Annotated in this window: 21 protein-coding genes and 1 pseudogene; 17 read left to right on the forward strand and 5 right to left on the reverse strand. The window is 40.5% G+C overall.

Going from position 1 to position 22,154, the window contains the following annotated elements:
* Nucleotides 1-29: 29 nt before the first annotated feature.
* The 17 genes and pseudogenes from FEE42_RS08195 to cydC all read left to right on the forward strand — a co-directional run.
* Nucleotides 30-461: pseudogene (locus FEE42_RS08195) on the forward strand (virulence RhuM family protein); the annotation flags it as partial.
* A gap of 32 nt (nt 462-493) precedes the next feature.
* The gene (locus tag FEE42_RS08200; RefSeq protein ID WP_164028139.1) at nt 494-730 is read left to right on the forward strand and encodes a histidine phosphatase family protein; all 237 of its coding nucleotides are present in this window, start codon (nt 494-496) and stop codon (nt 728-730) included.
* Nucleotides 731-820: 90 nt separating this feature from the next.
* Entirely contained in the window at nt 821-1,063 is a 243-nt protein-coding gene (locus FEE42_RS08205) for a histidine phosphatase family protein (protein WP_164028141.1), read from the forward strand.
* A 48-nt stretch (nt 1,064-1,111) separates the two neighbouring features.
* Nucleotides 1,112-1,507 carry a hypothetical protein gene (locus FEE42_RS08210; protein WP_164028143.1) on the forward strand — a complete coding sequence of 132 codons (396 nt, stop codon included), beginning with the start codon at nt 1,112-1,114 and terminating at the stop codon, nt 1,505-1,507.
* 15 nt (nt 1,508-1,522) lie between these two features.
* Entirely contained in the window at nt 1,523-2,575 is a 1,053-nt protein-coding gene (gene hisC / locus FEE42_RS08215; RefSeq protein ID WP_164028145.1) for a histidinol-phosphate transaminase, read from the forward strand.
* Nucleotides 2,576-2,674: 99 nt separating this feature from the next.
* Entirely contained in the window at nt 2,675-3,760 is a 1,086-nt protein-coding gene (gene hisB, locus FEE42_RS08220) for a bifunctional histidinol-phosphatase/imidazoleglycerol-phosphate dehydratase HisB (protein ID WP_164028147.1), read from the forward strand.
* A gap of 179 nt (nt 3,761-3,939) precedes the next feature.
* On the forward strand, nt 3,940-4,629 hold the full coding sequence (locus FEE42_RS08225) for a GNAT family N-acetyltransferase (protein WP_164028149.1): 690 nt from the start codon (nt 3,940-3,942) through the stop codon (nt 4,627-4,629).
* A gap of 22 nt (nt 4,630-4,651) precedes the next feature.
* Complete coding sequence (hisH, locus tag FEE42_RS08230) at nt 4,652-5,242, forward strand: imidazole glycerol phosphate synthase subunit HisH (protein ID WP_164028151.1); 591 nt, start codon at nt 4,652-4,654, stop codon at nt 5,240-5,242.
* A gap of 9 nt (nt 5,243-5,251) precedes the next feature.
* Complete coding sequence (locus FEE42_RS08235) at nt 5,252-5,752, forward strand: hypothetical protein (RefSeq protein WP_164028153.1); 501 nt, start codon at nt 5,252-5,254, stop codon at nt 5,750-5,752.
* 11 nt (nt 5,753-5,763) lie between these two features.
* On the forward strand, nt 5,764-6,513 hold the full coding sequence (hisA, locus tag FEE42_RS08240) for a 1-(5-phosphoribosyl)-5-[(5-phosphoribosylamino)methylideneamino]imidazole-4-carboxamide isomerase (RefSeq protein ID WP_164028155.1): 750 nt from the start codon (nt 5,764-5,766) through the stop codon (nt 6,511-6,513).
* Entirely contained in the window at nt 6,495-7,268 is a 774-nt protein-coding gene (gene hisF, locus FEE42_RS08245; RefSeq protein WP_164028156.1) for an imidazole glycerol phosphate synthase subunit HisF, read from the forward strand. The genes hisA and hisF overlap by 19 nt, the downstream gene beginning before the upstream one ends.
* Nucleotides 7,265-7,885, forward strand: a complete 621-nt coding sequence (locus FEE42_RS08250; RefSeq protein ID WP_164028158.1) for a Type 1 glutamine amidotransferase-like domain-containing protein — start codon at nt 7,265-7,267, stop codon at nt 7,883-7,885. Before hisF ends, FEE42_RS08250 begins: the two co-directional genes overlap by 4 nt.
* 17 nt (nt 7,886-7,902) lie before the next feature.
* Nucleotides 7,903-8,520, forward strand: a complete 618-nt coding sequence (gene hisIE / locus FEE42_RS08255; protein ID WP_164028160.1) for a bifunctional phosphoribosyl-AMP cyclohydrolase/phosphoribosyl-ATP diphosphatase HisIE — start codon at nt 7,903-7,905, stop codon at nt 8,518-8,520.
* A 116-nt stretch (nt 8,521-8,636) separates the two neighbouring features.
* Nucleotides 8,637-11,060: a DNA topoisomerase (ATP-hydrolyzing) subunit B gene (gene gyrB, locus FEE42_RS08260; RefSeq protein ID WP_164028162.1), complete on the forward strand. Its 2,424-nt coding sequence runs from the start codon at nt 8,637-8,639 to the stop codon at nt 11,058-11,060.
* Between the two features lie 199 nt (nt 11,061-11,259).
* Nucleotides 11,260-13,542 carry a TonB-dependent hemoglobin/transferrin/lactoferrin family receptor gene (locus FEE42_RS08265; protein ID WP_237184498.1) on the forward strand — a complete coding sequence of 761 codons (2,283 nt, stop codon included), beginning with the start codon at nt 11,260-11,262 and terminating at the stop codon, nt 13,540-13,542.
* A gap of 73 nt (nt 13,543-13,615) precedes the next feature.
* A complete protein-coding gene (locus FEE42_RS08270; protein WP_164028166.1) occupies nt 13,616-15,361 on the forward strand; it encodes an ABC transporter ATP-binding protein/permease in 1,746 nt (581 codons plus the stop codon).
* Entirely contained in the window at nt 15,354-17,012 is a 1,659-nt protein-coding gene (gene cydC / locus FEE42_RS08275) for a thiol reductant ABC exporter subunit CydC (RefSeq protein WP_164028168.1), read from the forward strand. The genes FEE42_RS08270 and cydC overlap by 8 nt, the downstream gene beginning before the upstream one ends.
* A 41-nt stretch (nt 17,013-17,053) precedes the next feature.
* On the opposite strand, the gene FEE42_RS08280 is transcribed toward cydC, so the two are convergent.
* From FEE42_RS08280 to rbsK, 5 genes are all read right to left on the reverse strand, one after another.
* On the reverse strand, nt 17,054-18,286 hold the full coding sequence (locus FEE42_RS08280) for an aromatic amino acid transporter (protein ID WP_164028170.1): 1,233 nt from the start codon (nt 18,284-18,286) through the stop codon (nt 17,054-17,056).
* An 89-nt stretch (nt 18,287-18,375) separates the two neighbouring features.
* Nucleotides 18,376-19,797, reverse strand: a complete 1,422-nt coding sequence (gene tnaA, locus FEE42_RS08285; RefSeq protein WP_164028172.1) for a tryptophanase — start codon at nt 19,795-19,797, stop codon at nt 18,376-18,378.
* Nucleotides 19,798-19,895: 98 nt separating this feature from the next.
* Nucleotides 19,896-19,967, reverse strand: a complete 72-nt coding sequence (tnaC, locus tag FEE42_RS13035) for a tryptophanase leader peptide (protein ID WP_077434851.1) — start codon at nt 19,965-19,967, stop codon at nt 19,896-19,898.
* A gap of 164 nt (nt 19,968-20,131) precedes the next feature.
* On the reverse strand, nt 20,132-21,148 hold the full coding sequence (locus tag FEE42_RS08295) for a substrate-binding domain-containing protein (RefSeq protein ID WP_164028174.1): 1,017 nt from the start codon (nt 21,146-21,148) through the stop codon (nt 20,132-20,134).
* Nucleotides 21,149-21,176: 28 nt separating this feature from the next.
* A complete protein-coding gene (gene rbsK / locus FEE42_RS08300) occupies nt 21,177-22,094 on the reverse strand; it encodes a ribokinase (protein ID WP_164028176.1) in 918 nt (305 codons plus the stop codon).
* Nucleotides 22,095-22,154: the final 60 nt, after the last annotated feature.

Here is a 22,154-nt window from a genome sequence, read left to right on the forward strand (position 1 = left end):
GGGCTGATTTTTTATAAATGGAGAACCCAATGCAAAATCCGATTGAAATCTACCAAACTCAAGACGGGCAAACCCAAGTTGAAGTGTGGTTTGACAATGATACTGTGTGGCTTTCACAGGCACAGATGGTTACTTTATTTGGTAGAGATGTGTCTGTAATTTCTCGTCATATTCGTAATGCACTTGATGAAGGAGAAATTAGCGAAAAAAGCAATTTGCAAAAAATGCAAATTGCTTCTTCAGACCGTCCAGTAACATTCTATGATTTAGAAACGGTTATTTCTGTTGGCTATCGAATTAAATCTCCGCAAGGCGTCGCATTTCGCCGTTGGGCGACCGCTCGCTTGAAAGATTATCTTGTTAAAGGCTATGCCTTAAACCAAAAACGCTTGCAACAAAATGCGGTGGAATTGGAACAGGCATTAACGTTAATTTCTGATTATGCATATGTTAAAAAATTAAACACGATAATAAAACGAGAAATAGACTAAATATGAAAAGACGTATTATTTTGATTAGACATTGCACACCGAATATCCCTAATGCCGTGTGTTCGGCTAAGCAGGCTGGTCATTATTTAGAAGAATACGATAAGACGGAAAATATTTGCTTTGATCAGATTGCAGCTTTTTCTTCTCCTGCAATAATGAATGAAATTAAACAGTGCGAGTATGTATATAGTTCTCCTTTACCTCGTGCATATCTCACAGCGCGCCATTTGTTTGGATAGCATAAAATAATCGTCTGCGATGCGCTTAAAGAATTTAATTTACATATTGCAAATATTCCCTTTATTTCATTATCCGTACAGTATTGGTTTGTGATTTCTCGTTTACTTTGGCTCATCGGGCTAAATCAAGCGACTAAAACAGTGAAACAAGAAAAATTAAGGGTAAAGCATTTTATACAGCAACTGCCGGCAGAACGACGTTGTGTGATTATTGCACACGGTTTTGTGATTCGAGAAATAAAAAACACACTATTAAAACAAGGCTTTTCTTGTATTTTTCTTGAAAAACACGGGTGTTTTAGTGTAACTATTTTAGAGTATAGTCGTGATTAGATAAAATATTACCTCTTAGGGTGATACAAAATAAAAGGAGACAATAAAATGACAGAATTAAAATATCATTATCCTAAATTACAGATTTTTGTAAAAAGTCTTTTTTACACTCAAATACTAATGATATTAACAATTTTTATCTCTTATTGGTTAGCAAGAGAATATGATAATCCGTTTGAAAATATCAATGCAGTATTTAATAAGGTATTTTTTATTTCTACAATACCTACTATTTTAAGTCTGTTATGGATGATTTATAAACAATATACACAACAAAATGAGGTTAAAGTATTTGCAGCTATTTTAATTGTATGGTTTATCAATATAGGTATTTTAATCAGCTTTAATATACCTTTTTATAATAACATCAATAAATTTTCAGGTGGCAGTTTAGCTATCGTCATTCCATTATTGATTATCCCAAAATTATTACCTAAAACATAAAAACAGGAAGCTACTATGACAATTTCACAACTTTCCAGAAAAAATATTCAAGCACTTACGCCCTATCAATCCGCTCGCCGTTTAGGCGGCAAGGGTGATGTGTGGTTAAATGCCAACGAATACCCGACTTCGCCCAATTTTGATTTAACCGACCGCACGTTTAACCGCTACCCTGAACCGCAGCCGCAGGCAGTGGTAGAGGGCTATGCACGCTATGCCGGTGTTCAGCCGGAAAATGTATTAGTCAGCCGTGGCGGTGATGAAAGCATTGAGCTGATTATCCGTGCATTCTGTGAAGCGGACGACGCTGTTTTATACTGCCCGCCGACCTACGGAATGTATGCCGTCAGTGCGGAAACCTGTGGCATTGCCTGTAAAACTGTGCCGCTGACCGCTGATTTCCAGCTTAATTTGACGGAAATTGAACGGCAATTAGACGGCGTGAAAGTAGTGTTTGTTTGTAGCCCGAATAACCCGACCGGCAACCTGCTCAAGCGGTCGGATTTGCTCGAACTTTTGCAAATGACCGCAGGACGTGCGATTGTGGTAGTGGACGAAGCCTATATTGAATTTTGCCCCGAAGCGACAATGGCAACCGCGTTAGCAGACTATCCGCATTTAGCCATTATCCGCACGCTCTCCAAAGCCTTTGGTTTAGCCGGGTTACGTTGCGGTTTTACCTTGGCGAATGCCGAGCTGATCCAAATTTTACAAAAGGTGATCGCCCCTTATCCTTTGCCGATTCCCGTTGCGGATATTGCCGCCCAAGCCTTACAGCCGAACGGGATTGCCCAAATGCAACGCCAAGTAGCAGAGACGCTGGCAAATCGTACCGATTTGCAAAAAAATCTGGCTAACTCACCGCTTGTTGAATATATTTTCCCAAGCGAAGCCAATTATATTTTAGTGAAATTTAAAGAGGGGCAACAGTTATTTAACGCCCTGTGGGATCAAGGTATTATTCTACGCAATCAACATAACGCCCTCGGCTTGCAAAATTGCATTCGGATTACGATTGGCACAGCAGCGGAAAATGCGAAAGTCATTCAAGCTATTTTAAATATTTAATGACTCTGTTTGCCTAAATTGATTAAAGGCACTATTTTACACTCTGCATTGATATTGTATTAACCCCTATTGAACAGGATAAACAAAGAGGACAACAAGATGCAACCCACTCTATTTATCGACCGAGACGGCACACTGATTGACGAACCGAAAACCGATTTCCAAATCGACAGTTTGGAAAAACTGAAATTTGAGCCGAACGTTATTCCTGCTTTGCTGACATTGCAAAAACGTTACCGCTTGGTAATGGTGAGCAACCAAGACGGCTTAGGCACAAAATCCTTTCCGCAAGCGGATTTTGACAAACCGCATAATGCGATGATGCAACTCTTTTCATCACAAGGCATTTATTTTGACGAGGTGTTGATCTGCCCGCATAAGCCTGAAGATCACTGCGATTGCCGCAAGCCGAAAACGAAATTATTACAAAAATATCTTGATGAGAAACGCTTTGATCCCAGCCAAAGTTTTGTGATCGGCGATCGGGAAACAGATGTGCAACTTGCTGAAAATCTGGGAGTTCGAGCCTTACAATATCACCCTGAAAAGTTGAGTTGGGATCTGATTGTTGAAAAATTATCAATGCAACCGACCGCTTGCACTGAGTGTCCCCCACGCTACGCCGAAGTGGTGCGTAAAACCAAAGAAACCGACATTAAGGTGCAAGTTTGGTTGGACAAAACGGGAATGAATGATATCAGTACCGGCGTGGGCTTTTTCGACCATATGCTCGATCAAATTGCGACACACGGCGGGTTCAGAATGAACGTGTCTTGCAAAGGGGATTTATGGATTGATGAACATCACACTGTCGAAGATACCGCCCTTGCCCTTGGGACGGCAATTAAACAAGCCTTGGGCGATAAACGAGGCATTGCCCGTTTCGGCTTTGTGCTACCAATGGACGAATGTAAAGCAGAATGTACTCTCGACTTATCGGGTCGCCCCTATTTCAAATTCAAAGCGAAGTTCAAACGGGATAAAGTCGGTGATTTCAGCACCGAAATGACCGAGCATTTTTTCCAATCCCTCGCCTATACCCTAATGGCGACCCTGCATCTGAAAACCAAAGGCGACAACGACCACCACAAAATCGAAAGCCTGTTTAAAGTGTTCGGCAGAACGTTAAGACAGGCAATTAAGGTGGAGGGGAGTGAGTTGCCGAGTTCGAAGGGAGTATTGTAATTTTCCACAAAACGGAAATACTGTGATCAGTAGGGACGCCACGCTGGCGTCTATTATGAAAACGGAGCGTGATTTAAAACGGAAGCCAGCGTGGCGTCCCTAAAATGATTAGCTTGAAAGTGCGGTGGAATTTTGCAAAGTTTTTGGGATATTTGACCGCTTGTATAAGGAGAAAATCAGTGAGATACAATCAATTTAATCAACCGATAGGTAAAGCTCTGCCCGATTTTTCTAACGGCGAGTTACCGAATATTGCGTTATTACAGGGGCAATATTGCCGTTTGGAGAAATTATCCGCTACTAAACATATTGATGATTTATTTGAAGTCTATTCTGCACCACAGCATTATTGGACTTATTTGCCTTTAGAGCTTTTTCAGCAAAAAGAGGCGTTAATGGCTTATTTAAGCCAGATTGAAACCTCACAAGATCCTTATTATTTTGTGATTATTGATGAATCGACTCAACAGGCTATCGGGACATTTGCGTTAATGCGGATTGATCAGCGTAATCGAGTGATTGAAGTGGGCTGGGTGATCTATTCTCCCAAATTACAGCAAACCAGAATAGCGACAGAAGCCCAATTTTTACTTGCTGAATATGTGTTTGAAACATTGAAATATCGCCGTTATGAATGGAAATGTGATAGTTTAAACGAGCCTTCTCGCAAAGCTGCGTTACGTCTAGGCTTTATTTATGAAGGTACTTTTAGACAAGCACAAGTTTATAAGGGAAGAAATAGAGATACGGCTTGGTTTTCTATGCTAGATAGTGAATGGGAGAAAAATAAAGCCCGTTTTCAACGTTGGCTGGCGAATGACAATTTTGATGAAAACGGCAAGCAAATATTATCTCTTTCTAAGATTTAAAAATAATAATTAAGGACATTATGTGAACATCACCATCATCGACACAGGCTGTGCAAACCTGTCATCTGTCAAATTTGCCTTTGATCGCCTGAATATTCAGGCGGAAATTAGCCGTGATTTAGCTAAAATCAAATCCGCAGACAAATTGTTGCTCCCCGGCGTGGGAACAGCACAGGCTGCGATGCAGATTTTGCAAGATCGCAATTTGATTGATGCAATCCGAAATGCGGCCCAGCCAATGCTTGGCATTTGCTTGGGAATGCAGTTAATGACCGAATTTTCTGCCGAAGGCAATGTCGCAACATTAAACGTAATGCAAGGTAAAACGAGCCTGTTACCAAATTGCGATTTACCCTTGCCGCATATTGGTTGGAATAAGGTCGGTTATGAGCCAGATCACCCGCTTTTTGCCGGGATTGAGCAAGATAGCCATTTTTACTTTGTGCATAGTTATGCGGTATTGCCAAATCAACATACGATAGCAACGGCTAATTATGGCGTACCGTTTTCCGCTGTGATTCAACGGGATAATTTCTATGGAGTACAATTCCACCCGGAGCGTTCGGGGAAAAATGGGGCTATGCTATTGAGAAACTTTGTAGAAAATCTATGATTGCTAATTATGGGTATCGTTGATGATAAAATCCCCAATTGGATATGGAAAGTTCTGCCTGTTTTAACTGGCTATCAAGATAGTCAATGTTTTGAAATTTGGCTTTATTCTAAACTGGCAGAAACGCTATTTCCACAAAAGGTATATCTTGAATTAATCTCTTTTAATTTTCGGGATAATCCTTTAAAAATATTTGATGTTCTAAATGAATTTATTTCTTTTGAAGAACGACAAAAGTTAAAATTAATCGTCAAACTTTTTAGAGAAAAGGAAATATTTAGTACGGATTTTAGTTACTTAAATAGTTTAAATTTGCCGGATAACTATATTTATCATTTAAAAGATTCGCTGTTAGATATTTATAGCCAGTTAGAAATATGTAGGGTACTAAAACATCAAGATAAATGCCAAAAATATCAGCAAAAATTAGAGACTTATTTAATTGAGTTAGAAAAGCATATTTTAGATACGGGCGTTTTACCTCATTTAGATATTTTAAAAATTAAATAATAGGAAGAATGATGAAAAAAACACAAATTATCCCCGCCCTTGATTTGATTGACGGCAAAGTCGTGCGGTTACATCAAGGGGATTATGCCAAACAAACGACTTATAGCGATGACCCTATCGCTCAATTTGCCGAATATATCAGCCAAGGGGCGAAGCAACTGCATTTGGTTGATCTAACTGGGGCGAAAGATCCTGCTAAAAGACAGACTGCGCTTATCGGCAAGATTATTGAAGCGACAAATTGTAAAATTCAGGTAGGCGGTGGTATCCGTACCGAGCGAGATGTGACGGATTTACTGGCAGTCGGTGCAAATCGTGTCGTGATTGGCTCAACGGCAGTGAAAGATTGTGCAATGGTAAAAGGCTGGTTTGAGCAATATGGGGCGGACAAATTCGTCCTTGCCTTAGATGTCAATATTGATTCAAGCGGTCAGAAAATCATTGCGATTAGCGGTTGGCAAGAGGCAAGCGGGGTATCCCTTGAAGAATTGATCGAAGAATACCAAGCGGTCGGTTTACAACACGTGTTATGTACCGATATTTCAAGAGACGGCACGCTTGCCGGTTCAAATGTTTCCCTTTACCGTAAAATTTGTGCGGCTTTCCCTGAAGTTCAATTTCAATCTTCAGGCGGTATCGGTTCACTTGCCGATATTGTTGCACTCAAAGGCACGGGCGTTGCAGGTGTGATTGTCGGACGCGCCTTATTGGAAGGCAAATTTAATGTCGAGGAGGCAATTAAATGTTGGCAAAACGGATAATTCCTTGCTTAGATGTGAAAGACGGGCAAGTGGTTAAAGGGGTGCAATTCCGCAACCACGAGATTATCGGCGACATCGTACCGCTTGCACAACGCTATGCCCAAGAGGGCGCAGATGAGCTGGTGTTTTATGACATCACCGCCTCATCGGACGGTCGAACCGTGGATAAAAGCTGGGTGGAGCGAGTGGCTAAGGTGATTGATATTCCGTTTTGCGTGGCAGGCGGTATCAAGACGGTAGCAGATGCTGAAAAACTGTTTGCCTTTGGAGCGGATAAAATTTCGATCAACTCACCGGCGTTAGCCGATCCCGCTCTGATTTCCAGATTGGCGGATCGCTTTGGCGTGCAGGCGATCGTGGTGGGGATCGACAGCTGGTTTGAAGCGGAAAGCGGTAGATATTGGGTCAATCAATACACCGGTGATGAAAAACGTACTCGCCAAACCCAATGGCAGTTATTAGATTGGGTGAAGGAAGTGCAGCAACGGGGAACGGGGGAAATCGTGCTAAATATGATGAATCAAGACGGTGTGCGAAAGGGCTACGATCTGGAGCAGCTTAAAAAAGTGCGGTCGGTTTGCAATATTCCTTTGATTGCTTCAGGCGGAGCAGGAGAAATGGTGCATTTCCGCGATGTGTTTATTGAAGCGAACGTGGACGGTGCATTGGCGGCGAGTGTGTTTCATAAACAGATTATTCAGATTGGCGAATTGAAAGCCTATTTAACTACACAAGGTGTAGAGGTAAGAAAATGAGTAAGAAATTATTTTTAACATCATATTTAGCAGGGACAAAAAATTTACTTAGTATGTTTCTTTCTCCATTAAAAGATAAACGTGTTTTATTTATACCGACTGCTGCCAATGTTGAAGAATATACAGCATATGTAGATGAAGCATTATCTGTTTTTAAACATTTAGGCATTGATGTTCATGTTTTAGATATCAGTCAAGCTGAAAGGGAATACGTTATTTCAGCACTTGAAAATTTCCCTTGTTTATATGTGTCTGGAGGAAATACATTTTACTTATTACAGGAATTAAAGAAAAAAGATCTCATTGCCGTTATTAAAAAGAGAATTTTGGAGAATTTGATCTATATTGGAGAGTCAGCAGGTGCAATTATTGCATCAGAAAACATAGATTATATTCAACTTTTAGACGATAAAAATAAAGCATCAGCATTAGAAGAATATTCAGGATTAAATTTAGTAAATTTTTATATATTGCCACATTACGAAGAGTTTCCATTTGTCGAGAGTACGAGGAATACGATGCAGAGCTATGCTGAACAGTTAAATCTACTTCCTATTAATAATCATCAAGCTATAATTTTCAACGATGAAAAATATGCTATTTATGAAGAAGTGTGATGGGATTAAGGAATACTATGTTAAACATGAAAAATATCAACTGGCAAAAAGTCAATAATTTACTCCCCGTTATCGTTCAACATGCAAAAACCTGTGAAGTGCTAATGCTCGGTTATATGAACCCTGAAGCCTTAGAAAAAACACTCGCCGAAAAAAGAGTCACTTTCTATTCCCGTACAAAACAGCGGCTATGGACAAAGGGCGAAACTTCAGGCAATTTTCTTAACGTAGTGGATATGAGCCTTGATTGTGATAATGACAGCCTGTTAATCCTTGTCGATCCGATAGGGGAAACCTGCCATACAGGGAAAGAAAGCTGTTTTCACCAATTTAGCTCATCTAGCGAACCCGCTTGGATTTTTTTCAGTAAATTGGAGAGTTTGATCGCCAGTCGTAAAGGGAGCGATCCACAAACATCCTACACCGCCGAGCTTTATGCGAAAGGCACAAAACGGATCGCCCAAAAAGTGGGTGAAGAAGGGGTGGAAACCGCTCTAGCGGCAACGGTGAAAGATCGTGAGGAGACAATTTGCGAGGCTGCGGATCTGGTTTATCATCTTACGGTGTTATTGCAAGATGCCGATTTAGCTTGGGAAGATGTGATTAGTAAATTAAAACAGCGTCATACCGGATAATTTTCGCATTGTAAGGCTAGCTTTTAAGAATGGGTGCTTTTTGGTAATTATTCGCTAATTAGCGCATTTTTTGCTATAATCTCGCCCAATTTTCATTTACAAAATAGAGATTAATTATGTCAGAAACTACCATGACCGATAACTACGGTGCATCCAGTATCAAAGTATTAAAAGGGCTAGATGCAGTACGCAAACGCCCGGGTATGTATATTGGTGATACCGATGATGGCACCGGCTTGCACCACATGGTGTTTGAGGTGGTGGATAACGCGATTGATGAGGCATTGGCAGGTCATTGTTCCGATATTATCGTGACAATTCATGATGATAATTCGGTATCTGTGCAAGATGATGGTCGTGGAATTCCAGTGGATATTCATCCGGAAGAAGGTGTTTCAGCAGCGGAGGTGATTATGACAGTGCTTCACGCAGGCGGTAAATTCGACGATAACTCTTATAAAGTATCAGGTGGTTTGCACGGCGTGGGGGTATCGGTAGTCAATGCGCTTTCTGACAAATTACAGCTCACTATTCGTCGTCAAGGTCATGTGCATGAGCAATTTTATCATTTAGGTGAACCGCAAGCGCCATTAACCGTGATTGGTGATACTGATGTCAGCGGTACGACCGTGCGTTTCTGGCCAAGTCCGGATATTTTTGCCATCACAACGTTTGATTACAAAATTCTTGCAAAACGCTTACGTGAACTTTCGTTTTTGAATTCCGGTGTATCTATTCGCTTGATTGATAAACGTGATGGCGCAGAAGATCATTTCCACTATGAAGGTGGGATTCAAGCCTTTGTTGAGTACTTAAACAAAAATAAAAATCCAATTCACCCGAAACCTTTCTACTTTACGGCAGAAAAAGACGGTATAGGTGTGGAAGTGGCATTGCAATGGAATGATGGTGTGAATGAAAACGTTTATTGCTTCACCAATAATATTCCGCAACGTGATGGTGGCACACACTTAGCCGGTTTTCGTGGTGCGCTGACCCGTAGTTTAAACAACTATATGGAAAGTGAAGGTCTATTGAAAAAAGAAAAAGTCGCAACTTCAGGCGATGATGCTCGTGAAGGTTTAGTGGCGATTATTTCTGTGAAAGTGCCTGATCCGAAGTTTTCTTCTCAAACGAAAGATAAATTAGTGTCTTCCGAAGTGAAAAGTGCGGTGGAGTCAGCGATGAATGAGAAAATGCAGGAATACTTATTGGAAAACCCTGCGGATGCGAAAATTATTGTTAATCAAATTATTATGGCGGCACGGGCTCGTGAAGCCGCGCGTAAAGCCCGTGAGATGACACGCCGTAAAGGAGCATTAGATATTGCCGGGCTTCCGGGCAAACTGGCAGATTGCCAAGAAAAAGACCCTGCACTTTCAGAACTTTATTTAGTGGAGGGGGATTCTGCGGGTGGTTCGGCAAAAGTGGGACGAGATCGTAAAACCCAAGCTATTTTGCCGTTAAAGGGAAAGATTCTGAATGTTGAGAAAGCGCGTTTTGACAAAATGCTTTCTTCCCAAGAAGTGGGTACATTAATTACTGCATTGGGTTGTGGTATCGGACGCGATGAATATAATCCGGATAAATTGCGTTACCACCATATCATTATTATGACTGATGCGGATGTGGATGGCTCACATATTCGTACGCTTTTACTTACATTTTTCTATCGTCAAATGCCGGAGCTTATTGAGCGCGGTTATGTGTATATCGCCCAACCACCGCTTTATAAAGTGAAAAAAGGCAAACAAGAACGTTACATCAAAGATGCGGACGAGATGGAACAATATGAACTAACGCTTGCGCTTGATGGTGCTACGTTACATATCAGTGAAAACGCGCCAGCAATGAATAGCCTTGTTTTTGAAAAATTGGTCGCAGAATATAACAGCGTACAAAAATTAATTGTGCGTTTAAGTCGTCATTATCCAACGCCATTATTGCAAGGCTTAATCTATCAAGCTCCGCTTACTATTGAGATGATGCGTGACGAAAGTGCGGTTGAAAATTGGGGTAAATCTTTCATTCAACAACTAGAAGAAAAAGAAATCGAAGCACATCAATATGCGATGCGTACTCAATTCAATGCCGAACGTCAAGTCTATGAAGCGGTCATTACCGTTCGTAAACACGGCATAGATAACGATTACTTTATTAACTTTGATTTCGTAAGCGGTAATGAATATGCGAAAATTGTTTCACTCAATAATCAATTAAATGGCTTGTTAGAGGACGGAGCCTATGTTGCTCGTGGTGAAAAAGTACAGCCGGTACGCACCTTTGAACAAGCCGTAGAATGGTTAGTGAAAGAATCTCGCAAAGGTTTGGAAGTTCAACGCTACAAAGGATTAGGTGAAATGAATGCTGATCAGCTTTGGGAAACGACGATGGATCCAAATGCACGCCGTATGTTGAAAGTGTCTATTAAAGATGCCGTAGCGGCTGATCAACTCTTTACAACCCTAATGGGCGATGAGGTAGAACCGCGTCGAGAGTTTATCGAATTGAATGCATTAAGAGCAAATCTCGATATTTAATCAAAAAGCAGAAAAAAATGACCGCACTTTTACTTTTATAAAGTGCGGTTTTTTTGATAAAGATCACAAAATAAAAATTATTCTCAATATCATTATTTTTTTCTTTGGTTTTCTTTTTTATAATTCGCCGTAAGTTTTATCTAAGGAAATCATTATGAAAAAGAATAAACTACGAATAACGGCTTACAGCCTGTTACCTATGGGCATTGTTTTATCAAATATTAATGTCGCAAATGCAGAAGAAAAATTAGATGAAATTAACGTTCAAGATGAACTGGTTTCAACCCGCCAAACCCAATCCTCAGTAATTCACAAAAATGCAGAAACCATTCAAAAAGAGTTGATTCGCGATACTCGAGATTTAGTTCGTTATACCTCCGATGTTGGTATCAGTGATAACGGTCGTTTTTTGAAAGGTTTTTCTATTCGAGGTGTTGAGGGTAACCGAGTTGGCATAAGTGTTGATGGTATTAATTTACCGGATAGTGAAGAAAATTCTTTATATGCCCGTTATGGCAACTTTAATAGTTCACGTTTATCTATTGATTCCGAATTAGTTCGTGAGATCGATATTGTGAGAGGCGCAGATGCATTTAACTCAGGAAGCGGTGCGTTGGGTGGCGTTGTGGCTTATCGTACACTTGAAGCAATTGATATAGTTAAGCCCGGCAAAAAATTTGGTGCGCTATTACGTGGCGGCTATGCCGGAAAAAATAGTGAATGGGTTCGTACCTTTGGCATAGGTTATGTTGGTGATAAGTTTGATGCATTACTTATGTATTCCCAACGTACCGGCCATGAAATGAAAAGTAATGGTGATGGGGATTTATATTACCACAGTGAAAGCCAGCATCCCGATCCGTCAACACATCGTTTTCATAGCTATTTAGCTAAATTAGGCTATCAAATTAATGATCATCATCGGATTGCCTTTGCTATAAACGGTCAAAAGGGCAATCGTTATACGGATGAACGTAGTTACACGCTTTACGGCGGAGCTTGGCGCGAAGCCGATGACCAAAATAAACGCTACAATATTAACCTAAATTATACCTATGTATCCGAATCAAGTTGGTTATCTTTTGCGAAACTGGATTTGGATTATCAAAAAACGAATCTTGCGGCGGTTAATTACAAAGGCGGCACTAACAGATTGACGCAAGAGAAAGAACTTGATGAAATTTTTGACAGAAGAATGAAAACTGAGTTTAAACGTGCAAATCTAGAATTTGAAAGTATGCCGTTTAATTTATTGGGAGAGCATACACTCACGTTAAAAAGCTATATGAGTGAACGTGAATTTAAAAATATTAACCACGATAGAATCGGTATTGGGAAAAGTTATGAAAGCGATGATTGGTACACGATTCAACGTCCGGTTAAAACAAAAATGTATGGCATTTCTTTAAAAGATCACATTGTATGGAATCCTATTTTTTCTTCTGATTTAGGCATTCGTTATGACTATGCCAAATTAAAACCTAAAGCCCTTAATGCACAATGTTCTAAAGCTTGTTTGGAAGGCGGAGAACTAAACCCAAGTAGCTTTGCGAATTGGAGCGGTTTTATTGGATTAAATGCTCAGGTTACGGAAACATGGAAACTAGGTTATCAGCTTTCCACCGGCTATCGTATTCCAACGGCATCGGAAATGTATTTCACCTTTCAAAATGCTTATGGTTCTTGGCGGGCAAATCCGGATTTAAAATCAGAACGTAGTGTTAGCCATACCATTTTCGCGCAATCCCGTAGTGATGTAGGATTATTTGATGTCAGTGTTTATCAGTCCCGCTATCACAATTTCTTATTTGAACAAGAAAGTGTTATCACCTCTTATTCTTATGGGAAAAAATTTCAGAGTTTAGAACAACAAATGGTCAATATTGATCGTGCGAGAGTGAGCGGCATTGAAATAAAAACCCACTTAAATTTAGATCAAATGGCTTCATTTATTCCAAAAGGGTTTAAATTTTATGGTTCGTTAGGTTATAGCAAAGGTAAACTTTCAAACGGAACCGATTTACTCTCTATCCAACCAATAAAAACCGTATTTGGATTGGATTATGAAGATCCGAACGGGAAATGGGGTATTTTTAGCCGTTTCACTTATTTAGGCGGTAAAAAAGCAAAAGAGGCAAAAACGATTGAAAATAATCGATATTGTATTCGAGAAGAATTTGATTATTGGTATGGCATGCTTCAATGTGTCGAACATGAATACAAACAAGAAATTGTGACTTACAAATATCTCAATAAATCCGCTTTTATTACCGATTTATTCGGTTATTACAACCCAACGGATAACATTACGTTACGTGCGGGTGTTTATAATCTGTTTGATAAAAAATATCACACCTGGGATGCGTTACGGGGAATTAATGCGCATAGCACAACAAATGCCGTTGACCGTAACGGTCACGGGCTTCAACGTTTCTACGCACCGGGCAGAAACGTTGCCGCTTCCGTTGAGATTCGTTTCTAGCATTTTTTAAGCTGTTATACAGAGAGTACGCATTTTGTTAGGCGTACTTATTTTCGTTTTAGGAGTAATCGTTATGATGATAGATAAGCGTCTGATTAATACTGTGGCGGAGAGTAAAAAATGGATTGCAGTTACCGTACTTTGGAACTGGTTTGCTTTAGTCGTCGGTATTGTCACGGCAGTCGTATTTTCATATATCTTACAAGCCTCATTGTTAGGCGATCTTCGCATACCAAGTGCGGTTGGTTTGGGCGCAATTTTGCTGGCTGCACTGGCTCTGCGGGTATTTGCCGGTAAAAAATCCGTACAGGCATCTTATTTTGCCAGCACAAGGGTGAAGCATGAATTACGCAGTTTGATTTATCGTAAATTGGCGGGAATGCCGCTTAATCAAGTTAATCAACAATCTACCTCAAGTATTATTCAGGTTGCCTCAGAAGGCGTGGAGCAATTAGAAATCTATTTTGGGCGTTACTTACCCCAGTTATTTTATAGCTTGCTTGCCCCTCTCACCTTATTCTTTTTCTTAGTCTTTTTTAATGTACCGACCGCATTCATTTTGTTGGTGTGCGTACCGCTTATCCCAATGTCTATTATTGCCGTGAATAAAATTGCCAAAAAACTCTTGGCAAAATATTGGGCGATCTATGTCGGGCTGGGAAGTAGTTTTTTAGATAATTTACAGGGTTTGATTACACTAAAAATCTATCAAGATGACGGCTATAAAGCTAAACAAATGGATGCGGAAGCGGAACAATTTCGCACCATTACAATGAAAGTGCTGACAATGCAGCTTAATTCCGTTTCATTAATGGATTTACTCGCCTATGGTGGCACAGCTATCGGGATATTAACCGCACTTTTGCAATATCAAGAGAATCAAATCAGTATTTTAGGTGTGATATTGTTTATCTTGCTTGCCTCGGAATTTTTTATTCCCTTGCGTTTATTAGGTTCTTTTTTCCATGTGGCAATGAACGGTAAAGCCGCCTCCGATAAGATTTTTACTTTGCTTGATACGCCTGTGGAAACACAACAAAGTGCGGTCGGTTTTGCTGCAAAAAATAATGTGCAAGTAGAAATACAGGATTTACATTTTGCCTACTCCGAGGAAAAACCAGCGATTCAAGGTTTGAATTTAACGATTCCGTCAAATCAACTCACGGTTTTTGTCGGTAAAAGCGGTTGCGGAAAATCCACACTGGTATCGTTATTAATGGGATTTTACAAACCGCAGAAAGGTGAGATTTTATTTAATGGGCAAAATGTCGTTGAAATTAACCGAACTTCCTTTTACGAAAATGTTTCATTGGTTAGCCATAGCAGCTATGTGTTTAAAGGTTCTTTGCGTGAAAATATGCAAATGGCAAAAACCGATGCCTCCGATGAACAAATTTACCAATGTTTGGAACAAGTCAATTTAGCCGACTTTGTGCGTGAAAATGGCGGTTTGGATATGCCTTTATTAAGCCGTGGCACAAATTTATCCGGCGGTCAAATTCAGCGTTTAGCCTTGGCTAGAGCGTTGTTGCATAATGCGAGGTTTTATATTTTTGACGAAGCCACCAGTAATATTGATGTAGAAAGCGAAGAGGTGATCTTGAAATTTATCCGACAATTTAAACAACACAAAACGATTGTGATGATTTCCCATCGCCTTGCTAACGCAGTGAATGCAGATAATATTTATGTGTTGGAAAAAGGTAAATTGATTGAGCAAGGCACGCATACTACCTTAATAACAGAAAATGGCGCTTATGCGGAAATGTTCCGACAACAAAAATCTTTAGAGCAAATTAGAGAGGTGGTAAATGCGTAAAAACGGATTTTTAGTGATGTGGCAGTTACTACAGCTGGTCAAACCACTTGCACATATTATGCTGTTTACCATCACAATGGGAACGCTCGGCTTTCTAAGTGCGATTTTTATTATGGTGTTGGGGGCAATGGGGTTGGCTCATCTGCTTGGTTTTGACGGGCATTTAAATTTAACCCAAATTTTGACCGCACTTATTGTCCTTGCCGTTGCCCGTGGCATATTACGTTATTTAGAGCAAATGTCCGGTCATTATATTGCGTTCAAATTGCTGGCATTATTGCGTGATAAAGTCTTTTCCGCTTTACGTCGTCTGGCATTTGTTAAATTGCAGGATAAACAAGCCGGTCAGCTTGTATCTTTAGTCACAAATGATATTGAGCTGCTTGAAGTATTCTACGCTCACACCATTGCACCGATTATGATTGCATTCTTTACTTCTGCCATTTTAGTGTCGGTATTTGCTCATTTTTCCCTATGGTTTGCCTTAATAGCGCTTGCTGCATATCTTTGTATTGGCGTGGTTTTACCGATCATCACGACTAAATTAGCCCGTGAAGACGGCAGACAATATCGCGAACTTGTGGGGGAAATGAATGATTTTTTCCTCGATAGCATCCGTGGTATGAAAGAAATTCAGCTTTTTGGTTATGCAAAAAAACGTTTAGATGAAATCCGACAACGCAGTCAATCCATCGATCAGGCATTTCGTAAAATCAAAGATCAAGAAGGTAAAGTGCGGGTTTATACGGAAATTGCGGTTTCCGTGTTCAATATCATTATTTTATTTATTGGTTTGATTTTATTCAGCTTGAATAAACTGGATTTTGCCGGTTTTTTAATCGGAGTAATTTTATTGATGTCGAGTTACGGCCCGGTTATTGCCTTGAGTAATCTTTCCAGTAATTTATTGCAAACTTTGGCATCCGGTGAGCGGGTATTGAGTTTGTTGGCGGAACAGCCCGTATTAAAAGAGGTAGAAAGTGCGGTCAATTTAGACAATGTTTCTGAAATTCGCGTAGAAAACCTGAGTTTTACTTATGGTGACGAACTAATTCTCACGGATATTAATTTGCAGTTACAGAAAGGACACATTTTAGGTATTCATGGCAGAAGCGGTAGCGGAAAAAGCACGTTATTAAAGCTTTTAATGCGTTTTTACGATCCGCAACAAGGAAAAATTTGCATTAACGGTACACCGCTTGGCGATATTAATACGGCGAGCCTGCGTGACAATATGGCGTATATAACCCAACAAACCTATATTTTTAATGACACGATTGAAGAAAATATTCGTCTTGCGCACCGTTCTGCGACGCAAGATCAAATCATTGAAGCCGCTAAACAGGCATCAATCCACGATTTCATTATGAGTTTACCGGCAGGTTATCAAACTAAAATGACGGAATTGGGCGGCAATCTTTCCGATGGGGAAAAACAACGCATTGGTATTGCCCGTGCTTTCTTACACAATGCCCCAATCATTTTGCTGGACGAGCCGACGAGTAATCTGGATAGTTTAAACGAGGCGATTATTTTACAATCATTGCGCAACGTTAAGGCGGATAAACTGATTATTCTTGTCAGCCATCGCCAATCCACAATGGCAATTTGCGATCAGGTCATTAGAATAGAAAGCGGGCGGATGTCGTAAAAAAGTGCGGTTGAAAATGACCGCACTTTTTTGTTGTAACATTAACCTTGAAAGTGAGGCAGATAATTAAACATCATTAAAAAATGGGCGATGGCAACAAATACACCGAATAAAGCCGTGAAAATAATTAATCCGTATCCTCCACCGACGTGAAATCTTGTCGAGTGGTGGCGTTTTCTTGATTTATAAACCAAAAGTGCCGGAATCATGCAAGTCCAAATCGTTGCTACCGCACCGGCATAACCAATAGCTTTCAAGAAACCCAATGGAAATAGGATCGACATAATGAGAGGTGGCAAGAAGGTAACTATCCAAGATTTTGAGCGTCCACTTTTGCTATCGTCAAATTTGAAGAAATCGGCAAGATAATCAAATACGCCTAACCCTACGCCAATAAAGGAAGATAAAATGGCGGCGATGGAAAACGCATTGATCATTTGTTTAACCGTATTTGATTCAATAACATTACCGAGAGTATTCAGTAATACATCTAAATTTCCGCCACTCTCCAGAATAGGCGCAAATTGATCACGCGGAAGATTGCCAAAAATAACAAAAATCCAAATGAGGTAAAGTGTTAGGGCAATTCCTGTTCCTCCTAAAATGGCATATTTTGCTTTCCGTTCTTCGCCGTAATACGCCCGCATACTACAAACGGAATGATGATAACCAAAGGAGGTTAAGGCAACCGGAAACATACCGATAGCATATTTGGCATAATCGCCCTCTTTTCCGTTAATATCAAAAAGAGTATCTAAAGAAATATTGACGGCTAAACCATAGATACTGATAGCAAATGTGATTCCCATAAATACAATAAGTAATACAGAAATACGATCCACAATACGGGTGGAGTGCCAAACAAAATACGAAAAGATTAATACAAATATAGTCGAACAAATGGCTAATCCGGAAGAACCAAAGTTAATCCACGGTTTAATCAAGTTCTCTATAATACCGCCGGATGCGGTTGTGTAAGCATAAAGTAAAATTCCCCCGACGAAATAGACGGCAAGATTATTAATAGCATTAATGGTGGAACCCAACATATCTTTTGTGACGGTACTAAATGAAGCTCTTAAATCATAAGTAGAGTACGCTTCAAGTAATAACCAACCTGATAATGTCATAACTATCATCGTTAAACAAATTGCGATAGCAGACCATATTGTCCATGCGCCTGCACCTGAGGTGGGTAATCCAAGCATTCCTGCCCCTACGCAAACACTGGCAATAATACAGGCACCACTGAAAATGGAAGGTTGTTTTTTCATATTACATCCTTGTTAATAACAATGTATTGAAATAAGTTTTTGATAAAAAATGCAGCTCAAAATGAACTGCATTTTCTAGGATAATTTTTTTATGATTCCACTTCTTTCAATCGTGCGGTGAAATGACGTAAAACTTTCGGCTCATAAGTAAAGGTTAATCCCTTAATATTTGCTGCGTTTTCTTTCACCTTTTGGAAGGCTTCAATAATGAAATCCATGTGGGTTTGGGTGTAGGTCGCACGTGGAATCGTAAGGCGTAATAACTCGGCAGGACAAGGCAACTGTTGTCCTGTTTTTGGATCTCTTCCTAATAAAAACGAACCAATTTCGACCGCTCTTATGCCGGCAACTTTATAAAGTTCACAAGAAAGGGCTTGGGCAGGGAATTGCTCCGGCGGAATATGCGGTAATAATTTACCGGCATCAACGAAAGCGGCGTGCCCGCCGGGTTGTTGGCAGGCTACCCCAATGCGTTTAAGTCCTGCAACCAAATATTCAATTTGTGCGATACGATAAGCTAACCATTCTTGCCGCATTCCGTCACGTAAACCGATTGCTAAACGTTCCATGGCTCCGCCTTCTAAACCGCCATAAGTCGGGAAGCCTTCTTGTGCAACGCAAAGGGTGCGACATTCATGATAAACCTCTTCCATGGATTGATCTTTGAAGGCTAAAATCCCCCCCATTGGCACCATTGCGTCTTTTTTGGCAGACATTGCCAAACAATCGGCATAGCGATAACTTTCGTAAGTGATTTGTTCGATAGTCCAATCTTGATAAGCGGCTTCACGCTGTTGAATAAAATAAGCGTTTTCGGCGAAACGGGCAGAGTCCATAATCACCGGAATATCGTATTTCCGTGCAATCTCATACATCGCTTTTAAGTTGGCGATAGAAACCGGTTGCCCTCCTGCGGAGTTACAAGTAATAGTACAGACAATATAAGGCACATTATTCGCACCGACTTCTTGAATACCTTGTTCCAATTTTTCTAAATCAAAATTACCTTTGAACGGATATTTTACTGAAGTATCAAAGGCTTCTTTGATATACACATTACGCACCGTTGCGCCGTTAATTTGGCTATGACCTTGTGTGGTATCAAAGAAATAATTGGAAAACACCACCATTTTGCGGCGATCTAAGCCTTTTTCACGCTCACGTTTGGCAATTAATACGGGAATATAAATTTGTTCCGCCCCACGACCTTGGTGGGTCGGAATGGTGTATTCATAGCCAAAAATTTCTTTCACGGCATTTGCCAATGCATAATAACTACGGCTGCCGCTGTAAGCCTCATCACCGCGCAACATGGCCGCCTGCATATCCTGTGTCACCGCACCGGTACCGCTATCGGTTAAAAGATCAATGAAAACATCTTTGCTATCTAATAAAAACGGGTTCATTCCGGATTTTAATATTGCCTCTTCACGGTATTCTCGGGTGGTTCTTTTCACCGGTTCAATAACACGAATGCGGAAAGGTTCGGGTAAATGTTTAAAATTTTCCATAGCAAAATCCTCAAAAATTAATTTGATTAAGTTAAGTAAAAATTATTTTCTAAAATGAAAATAGAACGGTAGTAAATAGAAAAAGAAAGGAGGGTGAACTATGGAAAATAGAAGGATAATCTTGGATCGATAAGCACCCAAGTTTGGTTCGGTGAAAGCAAGTTAAGCATATTAAAATCCTTTGTAAGAAAATAGAAACTTAATACTACTAACGGCTTACTTCTAACTACAAAGTGAGGTCAGAATAATACAAAAATAAAATCTGTCATCTGTTATTTTTTTAATTTGTGAAGCCTGTCACACAATATTTTTCTGTTCTGTTTAACAAAGAAGTTTAAATAAATTGAGCTTTATCACTTATATTTTTAATCGATTTTCGTAATTGTAGGGTAGGGCTGAGGGTGAGTGTTTGATAAGGCTCATTCGGGTTTTTTATCCGTTGCAGTAATAATTCTACGGCGAGTTTGCCTAATTCGGCTTTAGGCTGACTGATGGTAGAAAGAGGGGGAGAAAGATAACGGGAAAGTTCGATGTCATCGTAGCCAATGACGGAAATATCATCCGGAATACGTAACCCCTGTTGTTGAAGCACTTGATAAGCACCAACCGCAATGGCATCGCTGCAACAAAATACGGCGGTTGGGCGATGTGGTGTTGTAAGCAATTTTTGCATACCGGCGGCACCGCCTGCAAAATCGAAATGGCTTTCCACAATCCAATGGGGATTGAGTGGGATTTTCGACTCCATTAAGGCTTTTTTGTAACCTTTTAAGCGATTTTGTGCAACAGACTTTTTTAGATTGCCGGTGATAATGGCAATTTGTTGATGACCGGCATCAATCAACGTCTTAGTTGCTAAATATCCGCCAAGTTCCGAGTTTTCGAGAATTTTGTCGGCGTTTAATTCGGTAAACCACCAATCCATTACCACCAATGGCACTGAAACGGTCAGTTCCGTATCCGCATTAAAACGGCTGTCGCCACACATAAATAATAAGCCGTCCACCTGTTTATGAAGTAGTGTCCGTAAATTTTGTTGTAATCGTCCGGCATCACCTCCGGTGGTGGCAATAATGAGATTATACTGATGCTGCTGGCAATATTGCTCTACGCCTGCCATGACTTCGGCAAAGAAAGGATTATTGGTTGCGGTAACAAGCAACCCGATGGTTTTTGTTTCGCGTACTTTCAGACTACGCGCCACAGCGGATGGCGTGTAATTCAGTTCTGCTACCACGCTCATTACTTTTTCTCGAATTTCATCGCTGACAAAGCGTGAACCGTTAATGACGTGAGAAACCGTCGAAGTCGAAACCTTTGCCAATCGGGCAATATCTTTCATCGTTGCCATAGAAACACCGCTATTTTTAACCGCACTTTTAGTTGTTTGTGAGAAATTCTAAGGTTTCTTGACGACTTGGAATAGACGGTTGTGCGCCTTTGCGTGTTACGCTAATCGCTGCAGCTGCTTGTCCGAAACGAATCGCTTCATTAAGGGATTGCCCAGACAATAAAGCGGTAATGAAACCACCGTTGAAGGTATCGCCCGCAGCTGTGGTATCTACCGCTTGTACGCGGAATCCTTTCATCATTTGGCTTTTGCCGTATTGGCTGACAAACACGCCTTTTGCTCCGAGCGTAATGATCACGCAGCCGATACCCTTTTCGTGAAAAACACGCGCGGCATTGACCGCACTTTGTTCATCCGTTACGCGTACGCCGGTAAGAATTTCTGCTTCAGTTTCATTTGGTGTGATAATGTCGATTAAGCCCAATAAGTGATCGGATAACGGTTGGGCAGGTGCAGGGTTTAACACCACTTGTATGTTATGTTTTTTCGCGATTTGTGCGGCAAGTTCCACACCGGAAATCGGGGTTTCCAATTGCACCAGTAAGCAATCTGATTGGGCAATCTGTTCCTCTGCGTTACATACGATTTGTTCGTCTAAAAACGAATTTGCACCACGGGCTAGCACAATGCTGTTTTCACCGGTTTGAGCTACTTGAATAAACGCCATTCCGGTCATTTCTTGCGAAACCGTGTTGATATGGGCGGTATCAATGCCGTCCTGCGTAAAAGCATTTTTCATCGATGCACCTATACCATCATCCCCAATGCAACCAATAAACGCGACCTTAGCCCCCAAACGTGCTGCCGCAACGGCTTGGTTTGCCCCTTTACCACCGTAGGCGATGTGATAATTCTTACCCGTCAAGGTTTCACCGGGTTTGGCAAAATAAGGGACGGCAATAACATGATCGGCGTTGATGCTGCCGAGAACAGTCAGTTTTTTCATTGTTGATCTCTAATCCGTTGGGGCATTTTTACCCGTCAGCTGTAACATATTGATTTGATT

Origin of the sequence: Rodentibacter caecimuris, assembly GCF_010587025.1 — a bacterium.
GTDB lineage: Bacteria > Pseudomonadota > Gammaproteobacteria > Enterobacterales > Pasteurellaceae > Rodentibacter > Rodentibacter caecimuris.

Excerpts from the sequence above, each read along its gene's own strand:
- FEE42_RS08200 (WP_164028139.1), top strand. The coding sequence starts at position 494 with ATGAAAAGACGTATTATTTTGATTAGACATTGCACACCGAATATCCCT.
- FEE42_RS08210 (WP_164028143.1), top strand. The coding sequence starts at position 1,112 with ATGACAGAATTAAAATATCATTATCCTAAATTACAGATTTTTGTAAAA.
- hisC (WP_164028145.1), top strand. The coding sequence starts at position 1,523 with ATGACAATTTCACAACTTTCCAGAAAAAATATTCAAGCACTTACGCCC.
- hisB (WP_164028147.1), top strand. The coding sequence starts at position 2,675 with ATGCAACCCACTCTATTTATCGACCGAGACGGCACACTGATTGACGAA.
- FEE42_RS08235 (WP_164028153.1), top strand. The coding sequence starts at position 5,252 with ATGGGTATCGTTGATGATAAAATCCCCAATTGGATATGGAAAGTTCTG.
- hisA (WP_164028155.1), top strand. The coding sequence starts at position 5,764 with ATGAAAAAAACACAAATTATCCCCGCCCTTGATTTGATTGACGGCAAA.
- hisF (WP_164028156.1), top strand. The coding sequence starts at position 6,495 with ATGTTGGCAAAACGGATAATTCCTTGCTTAGATGTGAAAGACGGGCAA.
- FEE42_RS08250 (WP_164028158.1), top strand. The coding sequence starts at position 7,265 with ATGAGTAAGAAATTATTTTTAACATCATATTTAGCAGGGACAAAAAAT.
- hisIE (WP_164028160.1), top strand. The coding sequence starts at position 7,903 with ATGTTAAACATGAAAAATATCAACTGGCAAAAAGTCAATAATTTACTC.
- gyrB (WP_164028162.1), top strand. The coding sequence starts at position 8,637 with ATGTCAGAAACTACCATGACCGATAACTACGGTGCATCCAGTATCAAA.
- FEE42_RS08265 (WP_237184498.1), top strand. The coding sequence starts at position 11,260 with ATGGGCATTGTTTTATCAAATATTAATGTCGCAAATGCAGAAGAAAAA.
- FEE42_RS08270 (WP_164028166.1), top strand. The coding sequence starts at position 13,616 with ATGATGATAGATAAGCGTCTGATTAATACTGTGGCGGAGAGTAAAAAA.
- cydC (WP_164028168.1), top strand. The coding sequence starts at position 15,354 with ATGCGTAAAAACGGATTTTTAGTGATGTGGCAGTTACTACAGCTGGTC.
- FEE42_RS08280 (WP_164028170.1), bottom strand. The coding sequence starts at position 18,286 with ATGAAAAAACAACCTTCCATTTTCAGTGGTGCCTGTATTATTGCCAGT.
- tnaA (WP_164028172.1), bottom strand. The coding sequence starts at position 19,797 with ATGGAAAATTTTAAACATTTACCCGAACCTTTCCGCATTCGTGTTATT.
- FEE42_RS08295 (WP_164028174.1), bottom strand. The coding sequence starts at position 21,148 with ATGGCAACGATGAAAGATATTGCCCGATTGGCAAAGGTTTCGACTTCG.
- rbsK (WP_164028176.1), bottom strand. The coding sequence starts at position 22,094 with ATGAAAAAACTGACTGTTCTCGGCAGCATCAACGCCGATCATGTTATT.